The sequence below is a fragment of the Streptomyces sp. NPDC058401 genome, from assembly GCF_042722885.1.
Taxonomy (GTDB): domain Bacteria; phylum Actinomycetota; class Actinomycetes; order Streptomycetales; family Streptomycetaceae; genus Streptomyces.
This window is the reverse complement of record NZ_JBHXKA010000007.1, coordinates 48,356-66,196: the sequence shown is the minus strand read 5'-3', so window position 1 is coordinate 66,196 and position 17,841 is coordinate 48,356. Positions and strand designations below refer to the sequence as shown.

The 17,841-nt window shown below is 74.5% G+C and carries 16 protein-coding genes and 1 pseudogene; 9 read left to right on the top strand and 8 right to left on the bottom strand.

Annotated elements, in window-relative coordinates; all coding sequences use genetic code 11:
* Positions 1-56: 56 nt before the first annotated feature.
* The gene (locus tag ACFWNV_RS04350; RefSeq protein ID WP_243340556.1) at positions 57-455 is read right to left on the bottom strand and encodes a roadblock/LC7 domain-containing protein; all 399 of its coding nucleotides are present in this window, start codon (positions 453-455) and stop codon (positions 57-59) included.
* A gap of 106 nt (positions 456-561) precedes the next feature.
* Between ACFWNV_RS04350 and ACFWNV_RS04345 the strand changes: the two genes are divergently transcribed.
* Positions 562-990 (top strand): PPOX class F420-dependent oxidoreductase, encoded by a 429-nt coding sequence (locus ACFWNV_RS04345; RefSeq protein ID WP_383940271.1) that lies wholly within the window; start codon positions 562-564, stop codon positions 988-990.
* Positions 991-1,049: 59 nt separating this feature from the next.
* Here ACFWNV_RS04345 and ACFWNV_RS04340 read toward each other — a convergent pair whose 3' ends face one another.
* From ACFWNV_RS04340 to ACFWNV_RS04320, 5 genes are all read right to left on the bottom strand, one after another.
* Positions 1,050-1,697, bottom strand: a complete 648-nt coding sequence (locus ACFWNV_RS04340) for an ATP/GTP-binding protein (RefSeq protein WP_383940268.1) — start codon at positions 1,695-1,697, stop codon at positions 1,050-1,052.
* On the bottom strand, positions 1,697-2,083 hold the full coding sequence (locus tag ACFWNV_RS04335; RefSeq protein ID WP_267757296.1) for a DUF742 domain-containing protein: 387 nt from the start codon (positions 2,081-2,083) through the stop codon (positions 1,697-1,699). Before ACFWNV_RS04335 ends, ACFWNV_RS04340 begins: the two co-directional genes overlap by 1 nt.
* An 11-nt stretch (positions 2,084-2,094) precedes the next feature.
* Positions 2,095-2,538, bottom strand: coding sequence for a roadblock/LC7 domain-containing protein (locus tag ACFWNV_RS04330; protein ID WP_112449851.1), 444 nt, complete (start codon positions 2,536-2,538; stop codon positions 2,095-2,097).
* On the bottom strand, positions 2,538-5,219 hold the full coding sequence (locus ACFWNV_RS04325) for a nitrate- and nitrite sensing domain-containing protein (protein WP_383940263.1): 2,682 nt from the start codon (positions 5,217-5,219) through the stop codon (positions 2,538-2,540). Before ACFWNV_RS04325 ends, ACFWNV_RS04330 begins: the two co-directional genes overlap by 1 nt.
* Positions 5,220-5,337: 118 nt before the next feature.
* Complete coding sequence (locus ACFWNV_RS04320) at positions 5,338-6,135, bottom strand: MHYT domain-containing protein (RefSeq protein WP_383940260.1); 798 nt, start codon at positions 6,133-6,135, stop codon at positions 5,338-5,340.
* 283 nt (positions 6,136-6,418) lie between these two features.
* Between ACFWNV_RS04320 and ACFWNV_RS04315 the strand changes: the two are divergent.
* The 4 genes and pseudogenes from ACFWNV_RS04315 to ACFWNV_RS04300 form a co-directional block, all read left to right on the top strand.
* Positions 6,419-7,009: pseudogene (locus ACFWNV_RS04315) on the top strand (methyltransferase domain-containing protein); the annotation flags it as partial.
* Positions 7,010-7,192: 183 nt separating this feature from the next.
* A complete protein-coding gene (locus tag ACFWNV_RS04310; RefSeq protein WP_383940257.1) occupies positions 7,193-7,981 on the top strand; it encodes a hypothetical protein in 789 nt (262 codons plus the stop codon).
* A gap of 207 nt (positions 7,982-8,188) precedes the next feature.
* A complete protein-coding gene (locus ACFWNV_RS04305) occupies positions 8,189-8,668 on the top strand; it encodes an SAM-dependent methyltransferase (RefSeq protein ID WP_383940254.1) in 480 nt (159 codons plus the stop codon).
* Positions 8,669-8,811: 143 nt separating this feature from the next.
* Positions 8,812-9,198, top strand: a complete 387-nt coding sequence (locus ACFWNV_RS04300) for a hypothetical protein (protein WP_383940251.1) — start codon at positions 8,812-8,814, stop codon at positions 9,196-9,198.
* Between the two features lie 45 nt (positions 9,199-9,243).
* Here the strand turns inward: ACFWNV_RS04300 and ACFWNV_RS04295 are convergent, their stop codons facing one another.
* On the bottom strand, positions 9,244-9,807 hold the full coding sequence (locus ACFWNV_RS04295; RefSeq protein WP_383940249.1) for an MOSC domain-containing protein: 564 nt from the start codon (positions 9,805-9,807) through the stop codon (positions 9,244-9,246).
* A gap of 20 nt (positions 9,808-9,827) precedes the next feature.
* Positions 9,828-10,010 (bottom strand): hypothetical protein, encoded by a 183-nt coding sequence (locus tag ACFWNV_RS04290; protein ID WP_266875995.1) that lies wholly within the window; start codon positions 10,008-10,010, stop codon positions 9,828-9,830.
* A 280-nt stretch (positions 10,011-10,290) separates the two neighbouring features.
* On the opposite strand from ACFWNV_RS04290, the gene ACFWNV_RS04285 reads away from it, so the two are divergent.
* The 4 genes from ACFWNV_RS04285 to ACFWNV_RS04270 all read left to right on the top strand — a co-directional run bounded on the left by ACFWNV_RS04285 (position 10,291) and on the right by ACFWNV_RS04270 (position 17,796).
* Positions 10,291-13,320 (top strand): DEAD/DEAH box helicase, encoded by a 3,030-nt coding sequence (locus ACFWNV_RS04285; protein ID WP_383940246.1) that lies wholly within the window; start codon positions 10,291-10,293, stop codon positions 13,318-13,320.
* On the top strand, positions 13,317-14,663 hold the full coding sequence (locus ACFWNV_RS04280; protein WP_383940244.1) for an SWF or SNF family helicase: 1,347 nt from the start codon (positions 13,317-13,319) through the stop codon (positions 14,661-14,663). Before ACFWNV_RS04285 ends, ACFWNV_RS04280 begins: the two co-directional genes overlap by 4 nt.
* 123 nt (positions 14,664-14,786) lie before the next feature.
* On the top strand, positions 14,787-16,217 hold the full coding sequence (locus ACFWNV_RS04275; protein WP_383940242.1) for a transcriptional regulator: 1,431 nt from the start codon (positions 14,787-14,789) through the stop codon (positions 16,215-16,217).
* Positions 16,218-16,272: 55 nt separating this feature from the next.
* Positions 16,273-17,796, top strand: a complete 1,524-nt coding sequence (locus tag ACFWNV_RS04270) for an aldehyde dehydrogenase family protein (protein WP_383940239.1) — start codon at positions 16,273-16,275, stop codon at positions 17,794-17,796.
* Positions 17,797-17,841 lie beyond the last annotated feature (45 nt).

Genomic DNA, 17,841 nt, shown 5'->3' with positions numbered 1-17,841 from the left:
GACGACACCCCGCAGGGCCTGTGGACAACCGCACAGCGGGGCAGCAGCCGCCTGGTTCAGCCCCCGGTGATCCGCCGCTCCGCGACCCCCAGGTGCTCCCCCACCCGGTTGACCAGCAGCGTCATCTCGTACGCCACGTGCCCGATGTCCGCCTCGGAGGCGCTCAGCACGCACAGGCAGCTGCCCGCGCCCGCCGCCATGACGAAGAGGACCCCGTCGTCGTACTCGACCATCGTCTGGCGGACCTCACCCGCCCGGAAGTGCCTCCCCGAGCCCTTCGCCAGGCTCTGCAGCCCCGCCGCGACGGCCGCCAGGTGCTCCGCGTCCTCCCGTGCCAGCCCCGCGCTCGCGCCCGTCACCAGGCCGTCGTTGGAGAGCACCACCGCGTGCCGCACCTGCTGCACCCGCCGCGTCAAGTCGTCCAGCAGCCAGTCCAGCTGCTTGTCCAGCGCCATATACAGTCCCTCCCCGTCGACGCGGCCCGACCGGCCGCGCCCCACCCCGCATAGTCGTGCCGCCAGCCTTCCCCACCAGCGGCTTTCCGGCAAGGAGGATGGACCCATGGTGAAGAAGATGACTGAAGAGGAATGGCGGGAGTTCGTCTCCCGCTCCACCCGCACCGGGAAACTGTCCACCGTCCGCCAGGACGGAAGCCCTCACATCGCTCCCATCTGGTTCGTTCTCGACGGCGACTCCTTCGTGTTCAACACCGGGAAGGACACCGTCAAGGGGCGCAATCTGGCCCGCGACGGCCGCGTCGCCCTCTGCGTGGACGACGACCGGCCGCCCTTCTCCTACGTCGTCCTCCAGGGCCGGGCGGAGATCAGCGAGGACCTGGACGCGATGCTCCCCTGGTCGACCAGGATCGGCGCCCGCTACATGGGAGCGGAGAACGGCGAGGCCTTCGGCCGCCGCAACGCCGTCCCCGGCGAGCTCCTCGTGCGCGTCACCATCGACAAGGTGATCTCGGCCGCCGGCGTGGCCGACTGACGGCAGCGCCCGCGCGGACGCCGCAGGGCTCCCGCACCAGCTTTTCGCCGCGGGCCGGTTCACAGCGAATCGGCCCGCGGCTCCACCGACTCCACCGACTCCAGCAACCGTGCCGTGTGCACCCGGCCCGCGTACTCCACCAGCCGGATCAGCACTTCCTTCCCCGAGTCCTTGTCCCGTGCGTCGCACAGCACCACCGGCGTCCCCTGATCGAGGTCCAGGGCCCGCGCGACCTCGTTCGAGGCGTACCGGCGTGCGTTCGCGAAGCAGTTGACGGCCACCACGAACGGGATCTTGCGGTGCTCGAAGTAGTCGACCGCCGGGAAGCAGTCCTCCAGCCGCCGCGTGTCGGCGAGGACCACGGCGCCCAGCGCCCCTTGCGACAGCTCGTCCCACAGGAACCAGAACCGGTCCTGCCCAGGGGTCCCGAACAGGTACAGCGACAGCCCCGACCTGATCGTGATCCGCCCGAAGTCCATGGCCACGGTGGTGGTGGTCTTCTGGTCGACCCCTCCCGTGTCGTCGACCAGTTCCCCGGCCTCGCTGAGGAGTTCCTCCGTGCGCAGCGGCCGGATCTCGCTGACCGAGCCGACCAGGGTCGTCTTCCCGACTCCGAAACCGCCCGCCACGAGTATCTTCAGCGCGAGCGCGGCCAGTTCCTCGCCGCCCTCTGCGGCCTGCGCCGGCCCGTTGTCGTGCAGTCCCATCACAGCGCTCGCAATCCCTCGATGACTTCACGCAGAATCCGCTCGTCCGGCAGCTGTGCGGGCGGCACCGGCCGGCTGACCTTGACGTGCCCGGCCTCCAGCAGGTCCCCGAGCAGGACGCGCACCACGCCCACGGGCAGGTCCGCGTCCGCCGCGAGTTCGGCCACCGACTGGGTCTCGTCCCGGCACAGGCCGAGCAGCGCCCGGTGCTCCGGTCCCAGCAGCGACTCGGCCGCCTCGTCGGTGCCCGCCGGGTCCACGACCACCAGCGCGATCAGGTCGAACCGGACCCCGTGGGGTCCCGGCTTCGTGCGCCCGCCCGTCATGGCGTACGGACGGACGAGCGGGCCCGCGTCGGCGTCGTACCACCGGCCGTTCGTACTCAAGGCCGCCGCCCTCAACCGGCGGCCGGCGGCCGCGCCGCGAACCGGGCCGGGGTGTAGAGGTGTTCGCCGACCCGCTTGACCAGCCGGGCCATCTCGTAGGCGATGAGCCCCATGTCGGCGCCGGCCCCGCTGAGCACGGCCAGGCAGGAGCCGTCTCCGGCGGCCGCCACGAAGAGGTAGCCCTCGTCCATCTCCACCATCGTCTGGCGCACGCCACCGGCGTGGAAGTGCCGTCCCGCACCCTTGGCCAGGCTGTGGAAGCCGGAGGCCACGGCCGCCAGGTGTTCGGCGTCCTCCCGGCTGAGCGCGCTCGAAGCACCCACCGCCAGGCCGTCGTTGGACAGGACCACGGCGTGCCGGACCTCGCGCACCCGGACCACGAGGTCGTCCAGGAGCCAGTCGAGCTCGCCCGACCTTCGGACGCCGTCGAGGTCGATCCTCTGATGTTCGATCATCACCGTGCTCCTTCGCCTTCGCCAGTACTGCCTGTGCCGCCTGTGGCGCCCGCTCCGCCCGCAGTGCCCGGGCCGTCCGCCCCGGCTTCGCCGCTCGCCTGGGTGCCCCGTACCCAGCCCGCCCGGTACGCCGCCATCCGCTCGCGCGCCTGCTCGGGGCTGCGGCCGGGCGGCGCCTCCGCTCCCCGGACCCCGGCCGGGGCCTTGGGAGCGGGGGCTTCGCGCAGCTGCGGGACGAGGCTCGCCTGCCGGACCCGGCGCGGCAGTTCGGTGACCGAGGCGGCCGGGCCCGAGGGGGCCGCGGGAGCCGCCGTGACCGCCGTGGCGGTGGTACGGGGAGCCGCGCCGGCCGAGCCGCGCGGCCGCAGCGGGGCCACCGGGGAGGGCCTGGGCTCCTCCCGTACGGGGCTGCGGTCCGGGACCGGGACCCCGCGCGCGTCGTCCCGTACGACGCTGATGGTCTGGGACGGCTCCCGCAGCCGCTCCCGGACCGGTTCGGTGACGGGCTCCGGAACCGGAGCGGGGGTCGGAGCCGGAGCCGGGGTGCGCTCCTCTTCGGGCTGCGGGGAACCGGCCGTCAGGGCGCCCTGGAGCAGGGAGTTGGGGAGCAGTACCACCGCGGTGGTGCCGCCGTACGGTGACATGCGCAGGTGTACCTTCACGCCGTGGCGGGCCGAGAGGCGGCTGACCACGAAGAGCCCGAGCCGGTCGCTGTCGAAGAGGTCGAGGGCCTCGGACTGCTCGATGCGCCGGTTGGCTTCCTGGAGGGATTCGCGGCCCATGCCGAGGCCCCGGTCCTCCACCTCCAGGACGTAGCCGGCACCGACGGGTTCTCCGCTGACCCGGACCTTGGTGTGGGGCGGGGAGAACTGGGTTGCGTTCTCAATGAGTTCGGCCAGCAGATGGGTAAGGTCGGCGACGGCTCCGCCGACCACGGCGGCCTCGGCGAGCTGACGGACCTCGACGCGCGGGTAGTCCTCGATCTCGGAAACGGCGGCCCGTACGACGTTCGTCAGGGGGATCGGCATCCGCCAGGCGCGGCCGGGGGCGGCGCCCGAGAGGATGATCAGGCTTTCCGCGTGCCGCCGCATCCGGGTGGTGAGGTGGTCGAGGCGGAAGAGGTCGCCGAGTTCGTTGGGGTCGTCGGCGCGCCGCTCCATCGAGTCGAGCAGGGTGAGCTGCTTGTGCACCAGAACCTGGCTGCGGCGGGCGAGGTTGACGAAGACCCCGCTCACGCCGCTGGCCAGTTCGGCGCGTTCGACGGCGGCGCTGAGCGCGGCCCGGTGGACGGTGGCCAGCGCCTCGCCGACCTGGGCGATCTCGTCGTCGGCGGCCGGTCCCCGCGGGGTCTCGGCGGCCACGTCGATGTCCTGGCCGGCCCGCAACCGGTCCATGGCGTGCGGGAGTTTGCGGTGCGCGATCTCCAGCGCGGTGTTGCGCAGCGAGACCAGTTCGACGACGAGGGCGCGGCCGATGCGGACGGAGATCACGAGCGAGGCGGCCACGGCGGCCAGGCCCAGGACGACGGCGGCTCCGGCGGGGCTCAGCGCGCCGGCGCCGAACGGGTCAGCGCGGTCGGCGGCGGCCGTGTGGGCGGCGTCCGCGATCTCCCGCATCGAGCCGGCGACGGAGGTGTACGCGGCCTCCCAGCCGGGGGGCGCGCCCGCGGCCCCCGCACCGGCCTCGGCAGCGAGCGCCCGGTCCTCGGCGCCGGTGAGGTCGGCGTAGGCGGCGCTCTTGGCCACGGACTGCCAGGCGTCCTGCTGGGCGGCGGGCAGGTCCCGGGCCGCGGCCGCGGTCAGGGCCCGGCGTGTCTCGACCGCGCCGGTCAGCCGGCGAAGCGTTTCGGCGGTGCGCTGCCCCGGCGCCGTCAGCAGGGCGTCCTCCCGCGACAGGTGTTCCCCGGCCCGTGCGAACTCCAGCAGGACGCGGGCGTCGCCGCCCAGTTCGGCGTCCTCGCCCCCTCCGGAGAGGGCTCCGCCGACCTCCAGCGCCGAGTCGATCACCCGCGTGTACGTCTCGTAGGCGGCTTCCGGGGTGGCCCGGTGCCCGGCGATGTCCTTGCGCGCCGGGCCCAGCCCCTCGGCAGCGGCCACGAACGCGCGCAGCCGGACGACGATGTCGGTGCGGTAGTCGCCGGAGTCGGCCACGGTGTTGCGGTCGCCGAGCCGCAGTGCCCGTACGGCCCCGTCGGTGCGGCGCGCCTGTTCGTCCAGGGCGGCCGTCTGGCCTGGGGTCTGGGCTGCGGCCGCCTGACCGTCGGTGGGGTCGGCCAGCAGGCGTACGGCCGTGCGCCGTTCGGCCTGCAGGGCGGTGACGGCGGCCTCGACCGGCGCCCGGAGCTCGCGGTCGACGCGCTGGACACGGCTGAGGCGGGCGACGTCCTGGGCCGCGTCGACGGTCGCGAAGGCCCAGAGGGCGAGCAGCGAGACCACCGGTACCATCAGCAGCGAGACGATCTTCGCCCGGACGGTGGCGGGACGCAGCCGCAGCCGCGGACCGCGCGCACCGCCCCCGCCGGGTATCGCCCCGAGCACGTCGGAGGTCGCGCGCACCGCGGACTCCTGGGCGGGCGGTCCGGCGTGCGCCCGGCGGCCCGGCCCCTTGCCGCGGCCACCCGCCGGCGCGGGCGCGGGCGGCCGCGACGCCGCTGCTTCCGGTGATCTGCGGGGTCTGCGCATGGGCTCCTCGTTCCGGGCGGTGCGTACGGACGTGACGGTCGCGGGGGCGGTGGCTGTGGCGGTCGCGGTGGCTGTGGCGGGGCGGCGGGCATCGGCGGCGGCCGGGTGGGGCGGGGTCTCAGCCGGTGGGGGCGGTGGCGGCGCGTTCTCCCAGGCGCAGGTCGGCGGAGGCCATCGCGGAGGCCTCCCGTTCCTCGGCGGTCGGCGAGAGGGCGACGAACGCCGAGGTGATGAAGAGGTAGGAGCCGAGGCCGACGGCGAGCGGGAAGATGAACTGCATGGCGGTGGCGCCCGGCAGGGCCGCGTCCGAGGGGACGACGTTCACGGCGACGGCGAGCATGCCGGTGTAGTGCATGCTCGTGACGGCGGCGCCCATGATGAGTGAGGCGACGGCGACGGCCACCGGGGACTTGATGTTGAGCGCCGCCCACAGGGCGGCGGTGGCGGCGACCACCGCGATGGCGATCGAGAGTCCGACCATCAGCGGGTCGTAGGAGACCGAGCCGTGCAGGCGCAGCGCCGCCATGCCGAGGTAGTGCATGCTCGCGACGCCGAGGCCGGTGGTGAGGCCGCCGAGGACGAGGGCCCGGCCGCGGTCCTTGCCGTAGCCGACGGCGAAGACCCCGGCGCCGACCACGACGACGGCGACGAGCAGGCCGAGGATGGTCAGTGGCACGTTGAAGCGGATCTCGGTCCCGGTGACGTGGAAGCCGAGCATGGCGACGAAGTGCATCGTCCAGATCCCGGTGCCGATGGCCGAGGCCGCCGTGAGGAGCCAGTTGCGGCGGGAGGTTCCGGTCGTCGCGGCGAGCGCGCGAACGGTGCAGCGCAGGCCGAGGGCGGCGCCGATACAAGCCATCACGTATGACAGCGCGGGGGTAAGCCAGCCGTAGGCGGCGTGGTCCAGGTGTCCCATGGCCACGGAAGCTAGTCCGGGTGAGGGAGCGAACACGGGCCGCATTTCGAAAGCCACTGGAACTGCTGGAATATGACAGAGATACGTTCTTCTTCGATCACACCACGTACCACCTTGCACACGTTCCGCAGGCATGTGCCGGGGCGCCGGTGGGGGATCATGGGCACATGAGCGAAGACCGCACACAGGACCACACCCCGAACGGGTCGCAGGACCCGGCCGAGGAGCCGGCCCAGGGCCTGCTCGGGACCGTGCCCGGGAACGGCCCCGGGACCAGACGCGGGACCGGGGCCACGTCCAGGAGTTCTTCGGGGCGCGCGCGGCCGAATGGGACCGCAAGTTCCCCGGCGACGGGCCCGCCTTCACGACCGCCGTCGGCGAGTTCGGGCTGCGCCCCGGGGACCGGGTGCTCGACGCGGGCTGCGGCACCGGCCGGGCCCTGACCGCGCTCCGCACCGCCGTCGGACCGTCGGGAACGGTGCTCGGTGCCGACGTCACCCCGCAGATGCTGACCGCCGCGCAGCAGGCCGGCCGGGACGCGGAGGGCGCCCTGCTGCTGGCGGACGTGGCCCGCCTGCCGCTGCGCGACGGGGTGCTGGACGCCGTGTTCGCCGCCGGCCTCGTCGCCCATCTGCCCGATCCCGGGGCCAACTTGCGCGAGCTCGCCCGGGTCGTGCGCCCGGGCGGCCGGCTCGCGCTGTTCCACCCCATCGGGCGGGCGGCCCTCGCAGCGCGCCACGGCCGCGAACTGACCCCGGACGACATGCGCGCCGAGCACAACCTCGGCCCGCTGCTGGCCGGTTCGGGCTGGCGGATGACCTCGTACGCCGACGAGGACTCCCGGTTCCTCGCGCTGGCGGTGCGCACGCCCTGACCACGACCGGCGAATCCGCTACGCCGGCCACGTGCCCGGCGGTGGCGGCGCCGAGCCGTTCCCGTGGCGGGCGGCAGACCCTCGGTGCAGGTGGCGGGCTCGGAAATCGGCTCCCGCCAGCTCTCGACGCGGTGGTTACTCGCTGGTTAGGGTGCGCCGACGAGAGAACGACCGGGAGGCCACGTGTCCGAAGAGGAGGACGGCGGTTCGCTGTACGTGCTGACCGCCGTGCTGCTGACCCCCGCGCAGTTCCCGAGCATCCTGGGTGACGACTACCCCGAGGCCTGCTCGCTGCTGGGCGTGCCGCCGGCGGCCGCCGGGTACGGCCTGGTGCTGGGGCAGGACGAGGAGGGCGCGCGCTGGTCGGTCGTGGTCGACGACGTCTCGCTCGTGGCCATGGCCATCGCCTCGTGGGACTGCGGGATGGAGTACGACCTGTCCCCCGACGAACGGTCCATCGTGGTCTCGCTGGCGGGCTGGCCGCTGGCGCTCGCGGTGGCCACGGCCGGGATACCCGAGCCGCACGACCCCGAGCAGGGCGCGGACGGCACGGGGCGGGTGCCGCTGGCCCCGCCCTCGGCCGAGGCCTGGGGTCCGGTGCAGCGGCGGATGGGGGCCGACCAGATCGCCCGGGAGTGGGCCGACTGGAGCGAGCGCGTGGCCACGGACGGCGGGGCCGCGGCTGCCGCGCACCCGGGTCTGGCGCGGGCCCTGGAGGAGGCCCTGGAGTACACGCAGAGCCCGCCGCCGCCCGGCAGGGTGCGGTCGTCCTTCGCGGGCGACGAGGCGCGGACGCTGCGCGTCGACGGGCCGGGGTGGTCGCTGGTGGCCCGCACCGGCGGGGCCGCCTTCGTCCTGCTCGACGAGGAGCCGAGCGAGGTGCTGGCCGTACCGCACGAGGCTCAGGGGGAGCTTCCGGAGCTCTCGGAGCTGCTGACGGCGCTGGACCGGGTCGCCGTGCGGCCTGCCTGAGCGGTGCGGGGTGCCTGAGGGGTGCCGGGGTGCCTGAGCGGTGCCGGGTGCTGAGCAGTGCCCGGTGCTGAGCAGTGCCGGGGTGGGTGCGGCGCTGCGTGGTGCTGTGTCGCGTGGTGCCGTGCCGCGGGGTGCCGTGCCGTGCGCGGGTGGGCCGCGTGCGTTGTGTTCGCCCGGCGAGCGGGCGTGACGGGGGAGGCCGTGCTGATGGATCCGGTGGAAGTGGTCCCGGTGGGCATGGTGGTGGGAGGCCGCGCGGAGGTCGTCGACGACGACTGGGGGCGGGAGACCGCGGTGATCCGGCTGGACCGGGAGCGGTTCGGCCCGGAAGCCCTGTACGGGCTGGAGGACTTCTCGCACGTCGAGGTGGTCTTCCACTTCGACCGGGTTCCGGAGGACAAGGTGGAGACGGGCGCCCGGCGCCCCCGGGGCAACCCGGACTGGCCGCTCGTCGGAATCTTCGCGCAGCGCGGCAAGAACCGGCCCAACCGGCTGGGCCTCTCGCGCTGTCGCGTGCTGAAGGTGGACGTACTGGCGGCGGACGGCCCGGAGTTGCACGTCGAGGGGCTGGACGCGGTCGCGGGCACGCCCGTGCTCGACCTCAAGCCGTACATGACGGAATTCGGCCCGCGCGGCGAGCACCGCCAGCCGGAGTGGGCTACGGAGCTGATGCGCGACTACTACTGAGTCGCGCGGGGTGGGGCCGGGTGCCGCGTGTAGGGTCCGAGGTTCCGCGAGCCGGCAGGCACGCGCGTGCGTGCGGCCGGCCGGCCGCAGCGGGAGGCTCGCGGAACCGGGCCGGGCGTTGGGCGAGCCGACAGGAGAGCGGCATGACCGTGGTGACCCGTTTGGTCACGTACACCGATCTGGACGTCGGCGCCACGAACGCCCGGCAGCTGTCGGTGTCGGCACGCTTGGAGGCCCTCCTCGCGGACGGCCGCAGTGTGGTGCTGCTCGACGATCGGGGCTGGAGCGCCTCCGGGCCGTCCGGCATCGCCGCGCTGACCTCCACCGGGGACATCGAGGAGACGGCCCGGACGGTGGTCGGGCCGGACGAGCCCTTCGACGGCATGACGCGGCAGCAGATGGCCGCCGGACACTGGAGCCACCTGGCCGGTGTCCTCGCGGAACAGGGAGTGGACGTACCTGCCCGCGAGCTGGAGCGGCTGCCCCATGACGTGGTGCTCAGCGAGCGTCTTCGCGCATGGATCGGCTGAACGGCCGAGCGGTCGGCTCGGCGGCCGGCGGAGAGGCCCGACGGGTCAGACCCGGTCGAGGGGGATGTGGGGAGTCGGCGGGAGGGTGACCTCGATGGTGTCGCCCGGCTGGATGGTGCCGCCCCGGTGGACCACGCCCATGATTCCGGCCTTGCGGAGCAAGTTGCCCTCGTCGTCCCGGCTCACCACCTGCTTGAGCAGTCCGTGCTGGAAGTTGTCGATCTGCAGGCACGGGTTGCGCAGCCCGGTCACCTCGACGACGGCGTCCGCGCCGAGGCGCAGCAACGTACCGGTCGGCAGGGCGAGCAGGTCTATGCCCTCGGTGGTGACGTTCTCCCCGAGCTGGCCCGGCTCGACCCGGTGGCCGGCCTCGGCCACCTCCTCGAAGAGCTCCCGGTGGATGAGGTGCACCTGCCGGAGGTTCGGCTGCGTCGGGTCCTGGGCCACACGGGAACGGTGCTTGACCGTGACCCCGGCGTGGACGTCCCCCTCGACCCCGAGCCCTTCGAGGAGCCTGATGCTCTCGCGCGTGGGCTTGGTGAACGAATAGACCCCGTTGCTGCTGACCGCCGCGACCTGCGCCGCGCCCGCCGTACCCGCCGTGCTCATGGTTGACCCCCCTGCCGCCGTCAGCGGCCGATCTGCTTCCTGGATATACCCCGCAGCCTACGACGCTGGGAGGAGTCCAACAGCAGGTAGGCGGCCACGGGGACACCGATCAGGACCAGCAGTCCGGCCCAGAACCCGACCGCCCAGAACAGCACGATGGCTGCCACTACACCGGCAACCGCGATCTTTCCGCTCGTGGACATCTGCGGTACCCACTTTCTCCGTCGGCCACTACCCCACACAACGCGCGCTCCGGCCCCCGCGTTCCCGCCTCCGCCCGCCTCCTCGTTTCCGTTCCGCTCCGTTCCCCTCCTCTCCGTTCCGCCCCTCTCCTCTCCGTTCCGTTCCGTTCCGCGCGCACGTTCCCCGCGCGCACCAACGCCCGGGAACGTGACCCGGGTCACGGTGTCGCCTCGGGCCGGGGCGGCCGCCGGTGGGTTACTCTCGGCCACTCCGTATTCGGTAGTCAAGTTTGAGGAATGCGTGCTCCCAACGATCTCCGGCCTCATCCCCTGCTCCGCCGTCTTCCTCCCCGCCGACCCGGCCCGCGACGGCCGGATCGCCTTCTGGCGGCCCGACGCCGCCGAAGGCCTCCGGCTCGACGGCCCGGGCACCGCCGAGCAGCTCGCCGTCGTCACGCCCGGACTGCGGCGCACCACGGTGACGGCCCTCGTCCTGCCCGTCGCCGAAGCCCTGCCGCTGCTCACCCGGGTCCGGTCCGCCGCATCGGCCGGAGCCGCGCCGTTCTGGGGCGCCGCCGCCCTGCTCGCCCTGCGCCTCGCCGCGCGCGGGCTGCTGTTGCCCGGGCTGAGCCCCGCCGGGTACGACGCCTGGCGGCTCGGGCCGCTGGACGCCGCCGACCTGGCGGAGGTCCGGGAGCTGGCGGCGGCCATGCCGCCCGACGCGCACTGCGTACCGGTCGCCGCCGACGGGGATGGCGACCCCGACGCCCCGCCGCGGCTGCCCGCCCCGGAGCCGCTGCTGCGCGCCTTCCTCGACGCCGTCGCCGACACCCTGCCCCGCTCCCCCGCCGCATCCGCCGCCGCCGGCGGGCCCGCCTACGCCGCCCGCCCGCCGCGGCTCCACCCCGAACTGCGCGACTGGGCCGCGGAGGTGGCGGCCGGGCACGACGCCGGGGTGCGCGTCTCGCTCCGCATCGAGGTGGACCCGGACGCCCGGCCCGCCGCCTTCCGCGCCGTCCTGCAGATGCACGGCCTCGCCGACGCCACGCTCGTCGCCGACGCCGCCGACGTCTGGGCCGGCTCCGGACCCGCCGCGGCCGCCTTCCCGCCGGGGGCCCGGCTGGACGCGCTTCGGGCCCTGCGCCGCGCCGCCCGCCTGTGGCCGCCGCTCGCGCCCCTGCTCGGCGCGGCCGTTCCCGACGCCGTGGACCTCGCCGACGAGGAGGTCGCGGAGTTGCTCGGGGAGGCCGCCGGAGCCCTGGCGGCCGACGGGGTGCAGGTGCACTGGCCGCGCGGGCTCGCCCGTACGACGCTCACCGCACGGGCCGTCGTGGGCCGGCCCGCCGCCGGCTCCGACCTGGCGGCCCTGCCGGGCCTGTCGGGCCTGTCGGGCCTGTCGGGCCCGTCGGGCCCGTCTGGCCCGTCTGGCCCGTCTGGCCCGTCTGGCCTGCCCGGCCCGCTCTCCGCCTCCTCCGCGCACCCCCTCGGCTGGCGCTACGCCCTGACCGGCCAGGGCGATCTGACCGCCGACGAACTGGACCGGCTCGCCGAGGCGAAGCGCCCCCTGGTCCGGCTGCGCGACCAGTGGATCCTGATCGATCCGGCCGCGGCCCGCCGGGCCCGGGACCTCGCCCGCCAGGACCGCGAGGTGACGGCCGCCGATGCGCTGGCAGCCGTACTGACCGGCTCGACGGAGGTCGACGGCACGCGGTACGAGGTGGAGGCCGCCGGTCCGCTGGAACGGCTCCGCACGCTCCTCACCACGGACCCCGAGCGCGCCGGCACAAAGGACGCCGACCCCGAGAACGCCGCCGCGCAGCCCGGCGTACAGGTCCCGGACGCCCTCCGCGCCACGCTGCGCGACTACCAGCTCCGCGGTCTGCGCTGGCTCGCCCGGCTGACCGGGCTCGGTTTCGGTGCCTGCCTCGCCGACGACATGGGCCTCGGCAAGACGGTCACGCTGATCGCCCTGCACCTGCACCGCCAGGAGCACGGGCACGAGGGCCCGACGCTGGTGGTCTGCCCGGCCTCGCTGCTGGGCAACTGGCAGCGGGAGATCGAGAGGTTCGCCCCGGGTACGCCGGTGCGCCGCTTCCACGGCGCCGGACGCGACCTCGACGGGGTGACCGGCCAGCCCGCCGAGGTGACCGGCCGGCCCGCCGAAGTGACCGGTCAGCCCGCCGGGGGATTCGTCCTCACCACCTACGGCACCATGCGCCTGGACGCGCCCCGGCTCGCCGCCGTGCGCTGGGGCATGGTCGTCGCGGACGAGGCCCAGCACGTCAAGAACCCGCGCTCCTCCACCGCCAAGGCCCTGCGCACCATCCCGTCGGACGCCCGCGTGGCCCTCACCGGCACCCCGGTCGAGAACAACCTGTCCGAGCTGTGGGCCGTCCTCGACTGGGCCACTCCGGGCCTACTCGGCCGCCTCGGCACCTTCCGCACGCGGTACGCCGAGCCGGTCGAAAGCGGCCGCGACCCGCGGGCGGCGGCCCGGCTCGGGGCGCTCGTCCGGCCCTTCCTGCTCCGCCGCAAGAAGTCCGACCCGGGGATCGCCCCCGAGCTGCCGCCCAAGACGGAGACCGACCACGCCGTGTCGCTGACCCGCGAACAGGCCGGGCTGTACGAGGCGGTCGTGCGCGAGACCCTCGCCGCGATCGCCTCGGCGGACGGGATGGAGCGCCGCGGGCTCGTCGTCAAACTGCTCACCTCGCTCAAGCAGATCTGCAACCACCCCGCCCAGTACACGAAGGAGCAGCACGGCTCGAAGGAGTCCGCCGGGCCTGCCTCCGGCAAGCTGGAGCTCCTCGACGAGCTGCTCGACACGATCCTGGCCGAGGGCGGCTCGGTGCTGGTGTTCACGCAGTACGTGACGATGGCCCGCATCATCGAGCGCCACCTCACGGCGCGCGGGATCTCCCACCAACTGCTGCACGGCGGCACGCCCGTGCCGCGCCGCGAGGAACTCGTCGACCGCTTCCAGGCCGGCGAGGTCCCCGTGTTCCTGCTGTCCCTCAAGGCGGCGGGCACCGGCCTCAACCTCACCCGCGCCGGGCACGTCATCCACTACGACCGCTGGTGGAACCCGGCCGTCGAGGAACAGGCCACCGACCGCGCCTACCGCATCGGCCAGACCCAGCCCGTCCAGGTCCACCGCATCATCGCCGAAGGCACCGTCGAAGACCGCATCGCCGAACTCCTGGAACGCAAACGGGCCTTGGCCGACGCCGTCCTCGCGGGCGGCGAGGCCGCACTGACCGAACTGAGCGACGCGGAGCTGGCCGAGCTGGTGGCCCTCCGCCCGACCGCCTCCGGGGAGCGACACGGATGAACGCGCAGGACCCGTACACGAGCGATCCGTACGCGAGCGACCCGTACGCGCAGGACCCGTACGAGAAGACCTTCCCGGCGCTCCCGCCCGCCCCGGGCCGCGCCTTCGCCCTCACCTGGTGGGGTCATGCCTGGCTGCGCGCCCTGGAGGACAGCGCGCTCGACGGGCAGCAGGTCAAGCAGGGCCGCCGGTACGCGCGTTCGGGCGCGGTCGGGGCCGTGACCGTGCGGCCGGGCGGGCTGACGGCCGTGGTGCGCGATCCGGACGGGACGGCGCACCGGACCGACGTGCTGGTGCAGGAGTTCACCGGAGCGCAATGGGACCGGCTGCTCGGGATGGCGGCCGCCGAGTCGGGCCACATCGCGGCGCTGCTCGACCGGGAGGTGCCGCCGGAGCTCGTGGAGGACGCGGCGGCGGCCGGGGTGGACCTGCTGCCGGGGATAGGCGACCTCGAACCGCGCTGCGACTGCGAGGAGTGGGACCACTGCCCGCACACGGCGGCGCTCTGCTACCAGGTGGCGCGGCTGCTGGACCAGGACCCCTTCGTGCTGTTGCTGCTCCGCGGGCGGGCGGAGGCCGGTGTGGTGGCCGAGCTGGAGGAACGCAGCACGGCGGAGGCGGAGGCTCCCGCGTCCCGGGAATCCGCCGCCGACGCGGGTGTCCTCGCGTCCGAGGTGTACGCGGCGGCCTCCGCCCTGCCCCCGCTGCCCCCGCCCGCGCGGCTGCCGGAGGCGCCGGGCCAGCCTCCGACGCTGGACACGGAGTCGGGGACGGAGCCGCCGGGCCTCGATGTGGACGGGGTGGAGTTCCTGGCGCAGGCGGCCGCGACGCAGGCGTACCGGCTGCTCGCGGAAGCGCTCGCTCCGGCCCACGCGGAGCGCGCCCCGCAGCCCGCGCCCACGGCGGCGCACGACGCCGTACGGCTCACGGCGGAGGCCCATGACCTTCGGGTCCGCTCCCGCCTGTCGGCGGCTTCCGACAGGGACCGGGCGGCCATGGACCGGGCCGTACTCGCCTGGGGCTTCGGCGGGGCGCCGGCCGTCTCGGTCCTGGAGGAGGACTGGACCCCGGACCGGACGTCGCTCACCCGGGCCCGGGCCGCGCTGTCGGCTGCCTGGCCGGAGGGGACGGACGGGCCCGACGGGGCCGCCGCGGACCCGGTGCTCCGCCGGATCCGGTCCCGCTGGACGGAACCGGGCGGTGACCGCCAGCTCCGCCTGGACCGCGAGGGCCGCTGGTGGCCGTACCGCCGGGCGGTGGATCACTGGCTCCCGGCGGGCCCGCCGTCCGCGGACCCGGCGGCGGCGCTGGCCGCGCTGGACCCGGAGGACCCTGAGGACTAGGCGGTCGCACCGACGGGGACCGGCCGACCGGTGTCGCGCACTGGCCGACGTACCGCTTGTCGGGGCGGCGGGCCGGTACGACGATGGGGCGCTCCGGGTACCAAGGCACCGCGAGAGGGTGACATGGACGATCCTTCGGTGGCTCTGCCGGGCGGGGCCGACCCCGCCGAGCGGACGCGGGAACTGCGGCGGGCCCACGCCGCGTTCACCCAGGACGGGCGGGTCGAGGCCCCGGTGCGGGCGGTCATCGCGAGGTCGTGGCGCCGCTGCGCCCGGGCCCGGGTCAGCCCGGAGTGCATGCCCCGGCTGGAGCTGGCCGGGGCGGAACTGCGGTCGTACCGGGAGCAGCACCCGCTGGCCCGGGTGCTGCCGCTGTTCCGGGACCTCGTGGGCGCCTTCGCCTCCGACGGGGCCCATCTGCTGGCGGTGTGCGATGCGCGGGGCAGCCTGCTCTGGGTGGAGGGCGAACCCGCCACGATGCGGCGCGCGGAGGGCCTCGGCTTCGTCCCGGGCGCCCGCTGGGCGGAGACGGCGATGGGCACCAACGCCCCCGGCACGGCGGTGGCGCTCGGGGAGCCGGTCCAGGTCTTCGGCGCCGAGCACTTCAGCCGTCGGGTGCACCCGTGGACCTGCGCCGCGGCTCCGGTCCGCGATCCGCGCACCGGAAGGCTGCTCGGCGCCGTCGACGTCACCGGGGGCGACTGGCTGGCCCATCCGCACTCCCTCGCCTTCGTGCGGGCGGTGGCGTGCGCGGCGGAGGCCCGGCTCGCCCTGCTCGATCCGGCCCCGCCGGCGCCCGGGGACTTCCTCAAGGCGCCCGGGGACTGCCTCACGGCGCCCGCGGAGTGCCTCACCGCGCTCGGCCGCGACGAGGCGCTGCTGACCGGCGGCGGCCGCGAGGTCCGGCTCGGGCGGCGGCACAGCGAGATCATGGCGCTGCTCGCGCACCACCCGGAGGGGCTGTCGGGGGAGGAACTGGCGATCGCCCTGTACGAGGACGAGTCGGTGTCACCGGTCACCCTGCGCGCCGAAATGTCACGGCTGCGCGGCCTGTTGGGTTCCCGGGCCCCGCTCTCGCGCCCTTACCGCACGGCTGCGCCGATGGAGGCCGACTTCACCGCCGTCACCCGCCACCTGGCCTCCGGAGCCGTCTCGGCGGCGCTGGCCCGCTACCCGGGCCCGCTGCTGCCCGCCTCCACGGCGCCGGGCGTCGTCCGGCTCCGGCGCCGCATCGAGGAGCAGGCACGGGCCGCGGTGATCGCGCGGGCCGACCCGGGGCTGCTGACCGACTGGGTGTGCAGCCCGTGGGGCGCGGAGGACCTCGATGTCTGGCGGGCCCTGGCCGGCGTACTCCCGGCTGCGGGCCGGACGGCCGCGCTGGCCCGCGTACGGGCCATCGACGCGGAACTCACCGCGCCGCCGCGGGAGGCGCCGGCGCCCGGGCGGGCCCGCACCGCCCCGGAGGGGAGCACCGGCGGCGCCCCCACCCCGCCACCGGCCGCGGCCCGTGCGCCGCGCGGCCGTGCAACGTACCGGCAACCTGCCCGCCCCTAGCCTCACGGCGAGCACCGGCCGACGGCGGCCGGCGCCCGGCAAGGGGAGGTCCTCCATGGCCCGTTACGCTGCGCCCGGTACCGAAGGCGCGCTCATGTCGTACGCGTCCCGCTACGGCCACTTCATAGGCGGCGAGTACGTCGAGCCGGCCCTCGGGCAGTACTTCGCCAACCCCTCCCCCGTGACCGGCGAGACCTTCACCGAGGTGGCGCGCGGTACGGCCGAGGACGTAGAGCGCGCCCTGGACGCGGCGCACGCCGCCGCACCGGCGTGGGGGCGCACCTCGGTCACCGAGCGGTCCACGATCCTGCTGCGCATCGCGGACCGGATGGAGCAGAACCTGGAGGCGCTCGCGGTCGCGGAGACCTGGGAGAACGGCAAGCCGATCCGCGAGACCCTGGCCGCCGACATGCCGCTCGCCGTCGACCAGTTCCGCTACTTCGCGGGCGCGCTGCGCGCCCAGGAGGGGGCCCTCAGCCAGATCGACGAGGACACGGTGGCCTATCACTTCCACGAGCCGCTGGGGGTGGTGGCCCAGATCATCCCGTGGAACTTCCCCATCCTGATGGCCGTGTGGAAACTGGCCCCGGCCCTGGCCGCGGGCAACACGGTGGTGCTGAAGCCGGCCGAGCAGACCCCGGTGTCGGTGCACTACCTGATCAGCCTGATCGCGGACCTGCTGCCGGCGGGCGTGGTGAACATCGTCAACGGCTTCGGCGAGGAGGCCGGCAAACCGCTCGCGTCCAGCCCACGGGTGGCGAAGGTGGCCTTCACCGGGGAGACCTCCACCGGGCGGCTGATCCTGCAGTACGCGGCGGAGCACCTCAAGCCGGTCACGCTGGAGCTGGGCGGCAAGAGCCCCAACCTCTTCTTCGACGACGTGTGGAACGCCGACGACGACCTGCGGGACAAGGCCCTGGAAGGCTTCACGATGTTCGCCCTCAACCAGGGCGAGGTGTGTACCAGCCCGTCCCGCGCCCTGATCGAGCGCGGCCGCTACGGCGACTTCCTCGACGCGGCCGTGGCCCGCACCGAACTGATCGTGCCGGGGCATCCGCTGGACACGGACACGATGATCGGCGCGCAGGCCTCGGCGGAGCAGCTGAAGAAGGTCCTGTCGTACGTGGAGATCGGGCAGCAGGAGGGCGCGAAGATCCTGACCGGCGGGCAGCGCGTGGAGCACGGCGGCGAACTGGCGGGCGGCTTCTACGTCCAGCCGACCATCTTCGAGGGCGACAACCGCATGCGGATCTTCCAGGAGGAGATCTTCGGACCGGTGGTGTCGGTGACCTCGTTCCAGGACTTCGACGACGCGGTGCGCATCGCCAACGACACGGCGTACGGCCTGGGCGCGGGCGTCTGGACCCGCGACATCAACACGGCCTACCGCGCGGGCCGCGCGATCCAGGCGGGCCGGATCTGGACGAACTGCTACCACGCCTACCCCGCCCACGCCGCCTTCGGCGGCTACAAGCAGTCGGGCATCGGCCGCGAGACCCACAAGATGATGCTGGAGCACTACCAGCAGACGAAGAATCTTCTGGTGTCGTACTCCCCGAAGAAGCTCGGCTTCTTCTAAAAGTTGAACACGGTGCCTGACCTGCGCAAACGACCGGTCAGGCAC

Excerpts from the sequence above, each read along its gene's own strand:
- ACFWNV_RS04280 (WP_383940244.1), top strand. The coding sequence starts at position 13,317 with ATGAACGCGCAGGACCCGTACACGAGCGATCCGTACGCGAGCGACCCG.
- ACFWNV_RS04295 (WP_383940249.1), bottom strand. The coding sequence starts at position 9,807 with ATGAGCACGGCGGGTACGGCGGGCGCGGCGCAGGTCGCGGCGGTCAGC.
- ACFWNV_RS04275 (WP_383940242.1), top strand. The coding sequence starts at position 14,787 with ATGGACGATCCTTCGGTGGCTCTGCCGGGCGGGGCCGACCCCGCCGAG.
- ACFWNV_RS04350 (WP_243340556.1), bottom strand. The coding sequence starts at position 455 with ATGGCGCTGGACAAGCAGCTGGACTGGCTGCTGGACGACTTGACGCGG.
- ACFWNV_RS04320 (WP_383940260.1), bottom strand. The coding sequence starts at position 6,135 with ATGGGACACCTGGACCACGCCGCCTACGGCTGGCTTACCCCCGCGCTG.
- ACFWNV_RS04340 (WP_383940268.1), bottom strand. The coding sequence starts at position 1,697 with ATGGGACTGCACGACAACGGGCCGGCGCAGGCCGCAGAGGGCGGCGAG.
- ACFWNV_RS04270 (WP_383940239.1), top strand. The coding sequence starts at position 16,273 with ATGGCCCGTTACGCTGCGCCCGGTACCGAAGGCGCGCTCATGTCGTAC.
- ACFWNV_RS04345 (WP_383940271.1), top strand. The coding sequence starts at position 562 with ATGGTGAAGAAGATGACTGAAGAGGAATGGCGGGAGTTCGTCTCCCGC.
- ACFWNV_RS04330 (WP_112449851.1), bottom strand. The coding sequence starts at position 2,538 with ATGATCGAACATCAGAGGATCGACCTCGACGGCGTCCGAAGGTCGGGC.
- ACFWNV_RS04300 (WP_383940251.1), top strand. The coding sequence starts at position 8,812 with ATGACCGTGGTGACCCGTTTGGTCACGTACACCGATCTGGACGTCGGC.
- ACFWNV_RS04325 (WP_383940263.1), bottom strand. The coding sequence starts at position 5,219 with ATGCGCAGACCCCGCAGATCACCGGAAGCAGCGGCGTCGCGGCCGCCC.
- ACFWNV_RS04305 (WP_383940254.1), top strand. The coding sequence starts at position 8,189 with ATGGATCCGGTGGAAGTGGTCCCGGTGGGCATGGTGGTGGGAGGCCGC.
- ACFWNV_RS04290 (WP_266875995.1), bottom strand. The coding sequence starts at position 10,010 with ATGTCCACGAGCGGAAAGATCGCGGTTGCCGGTGTAGTGGCAGCCATC.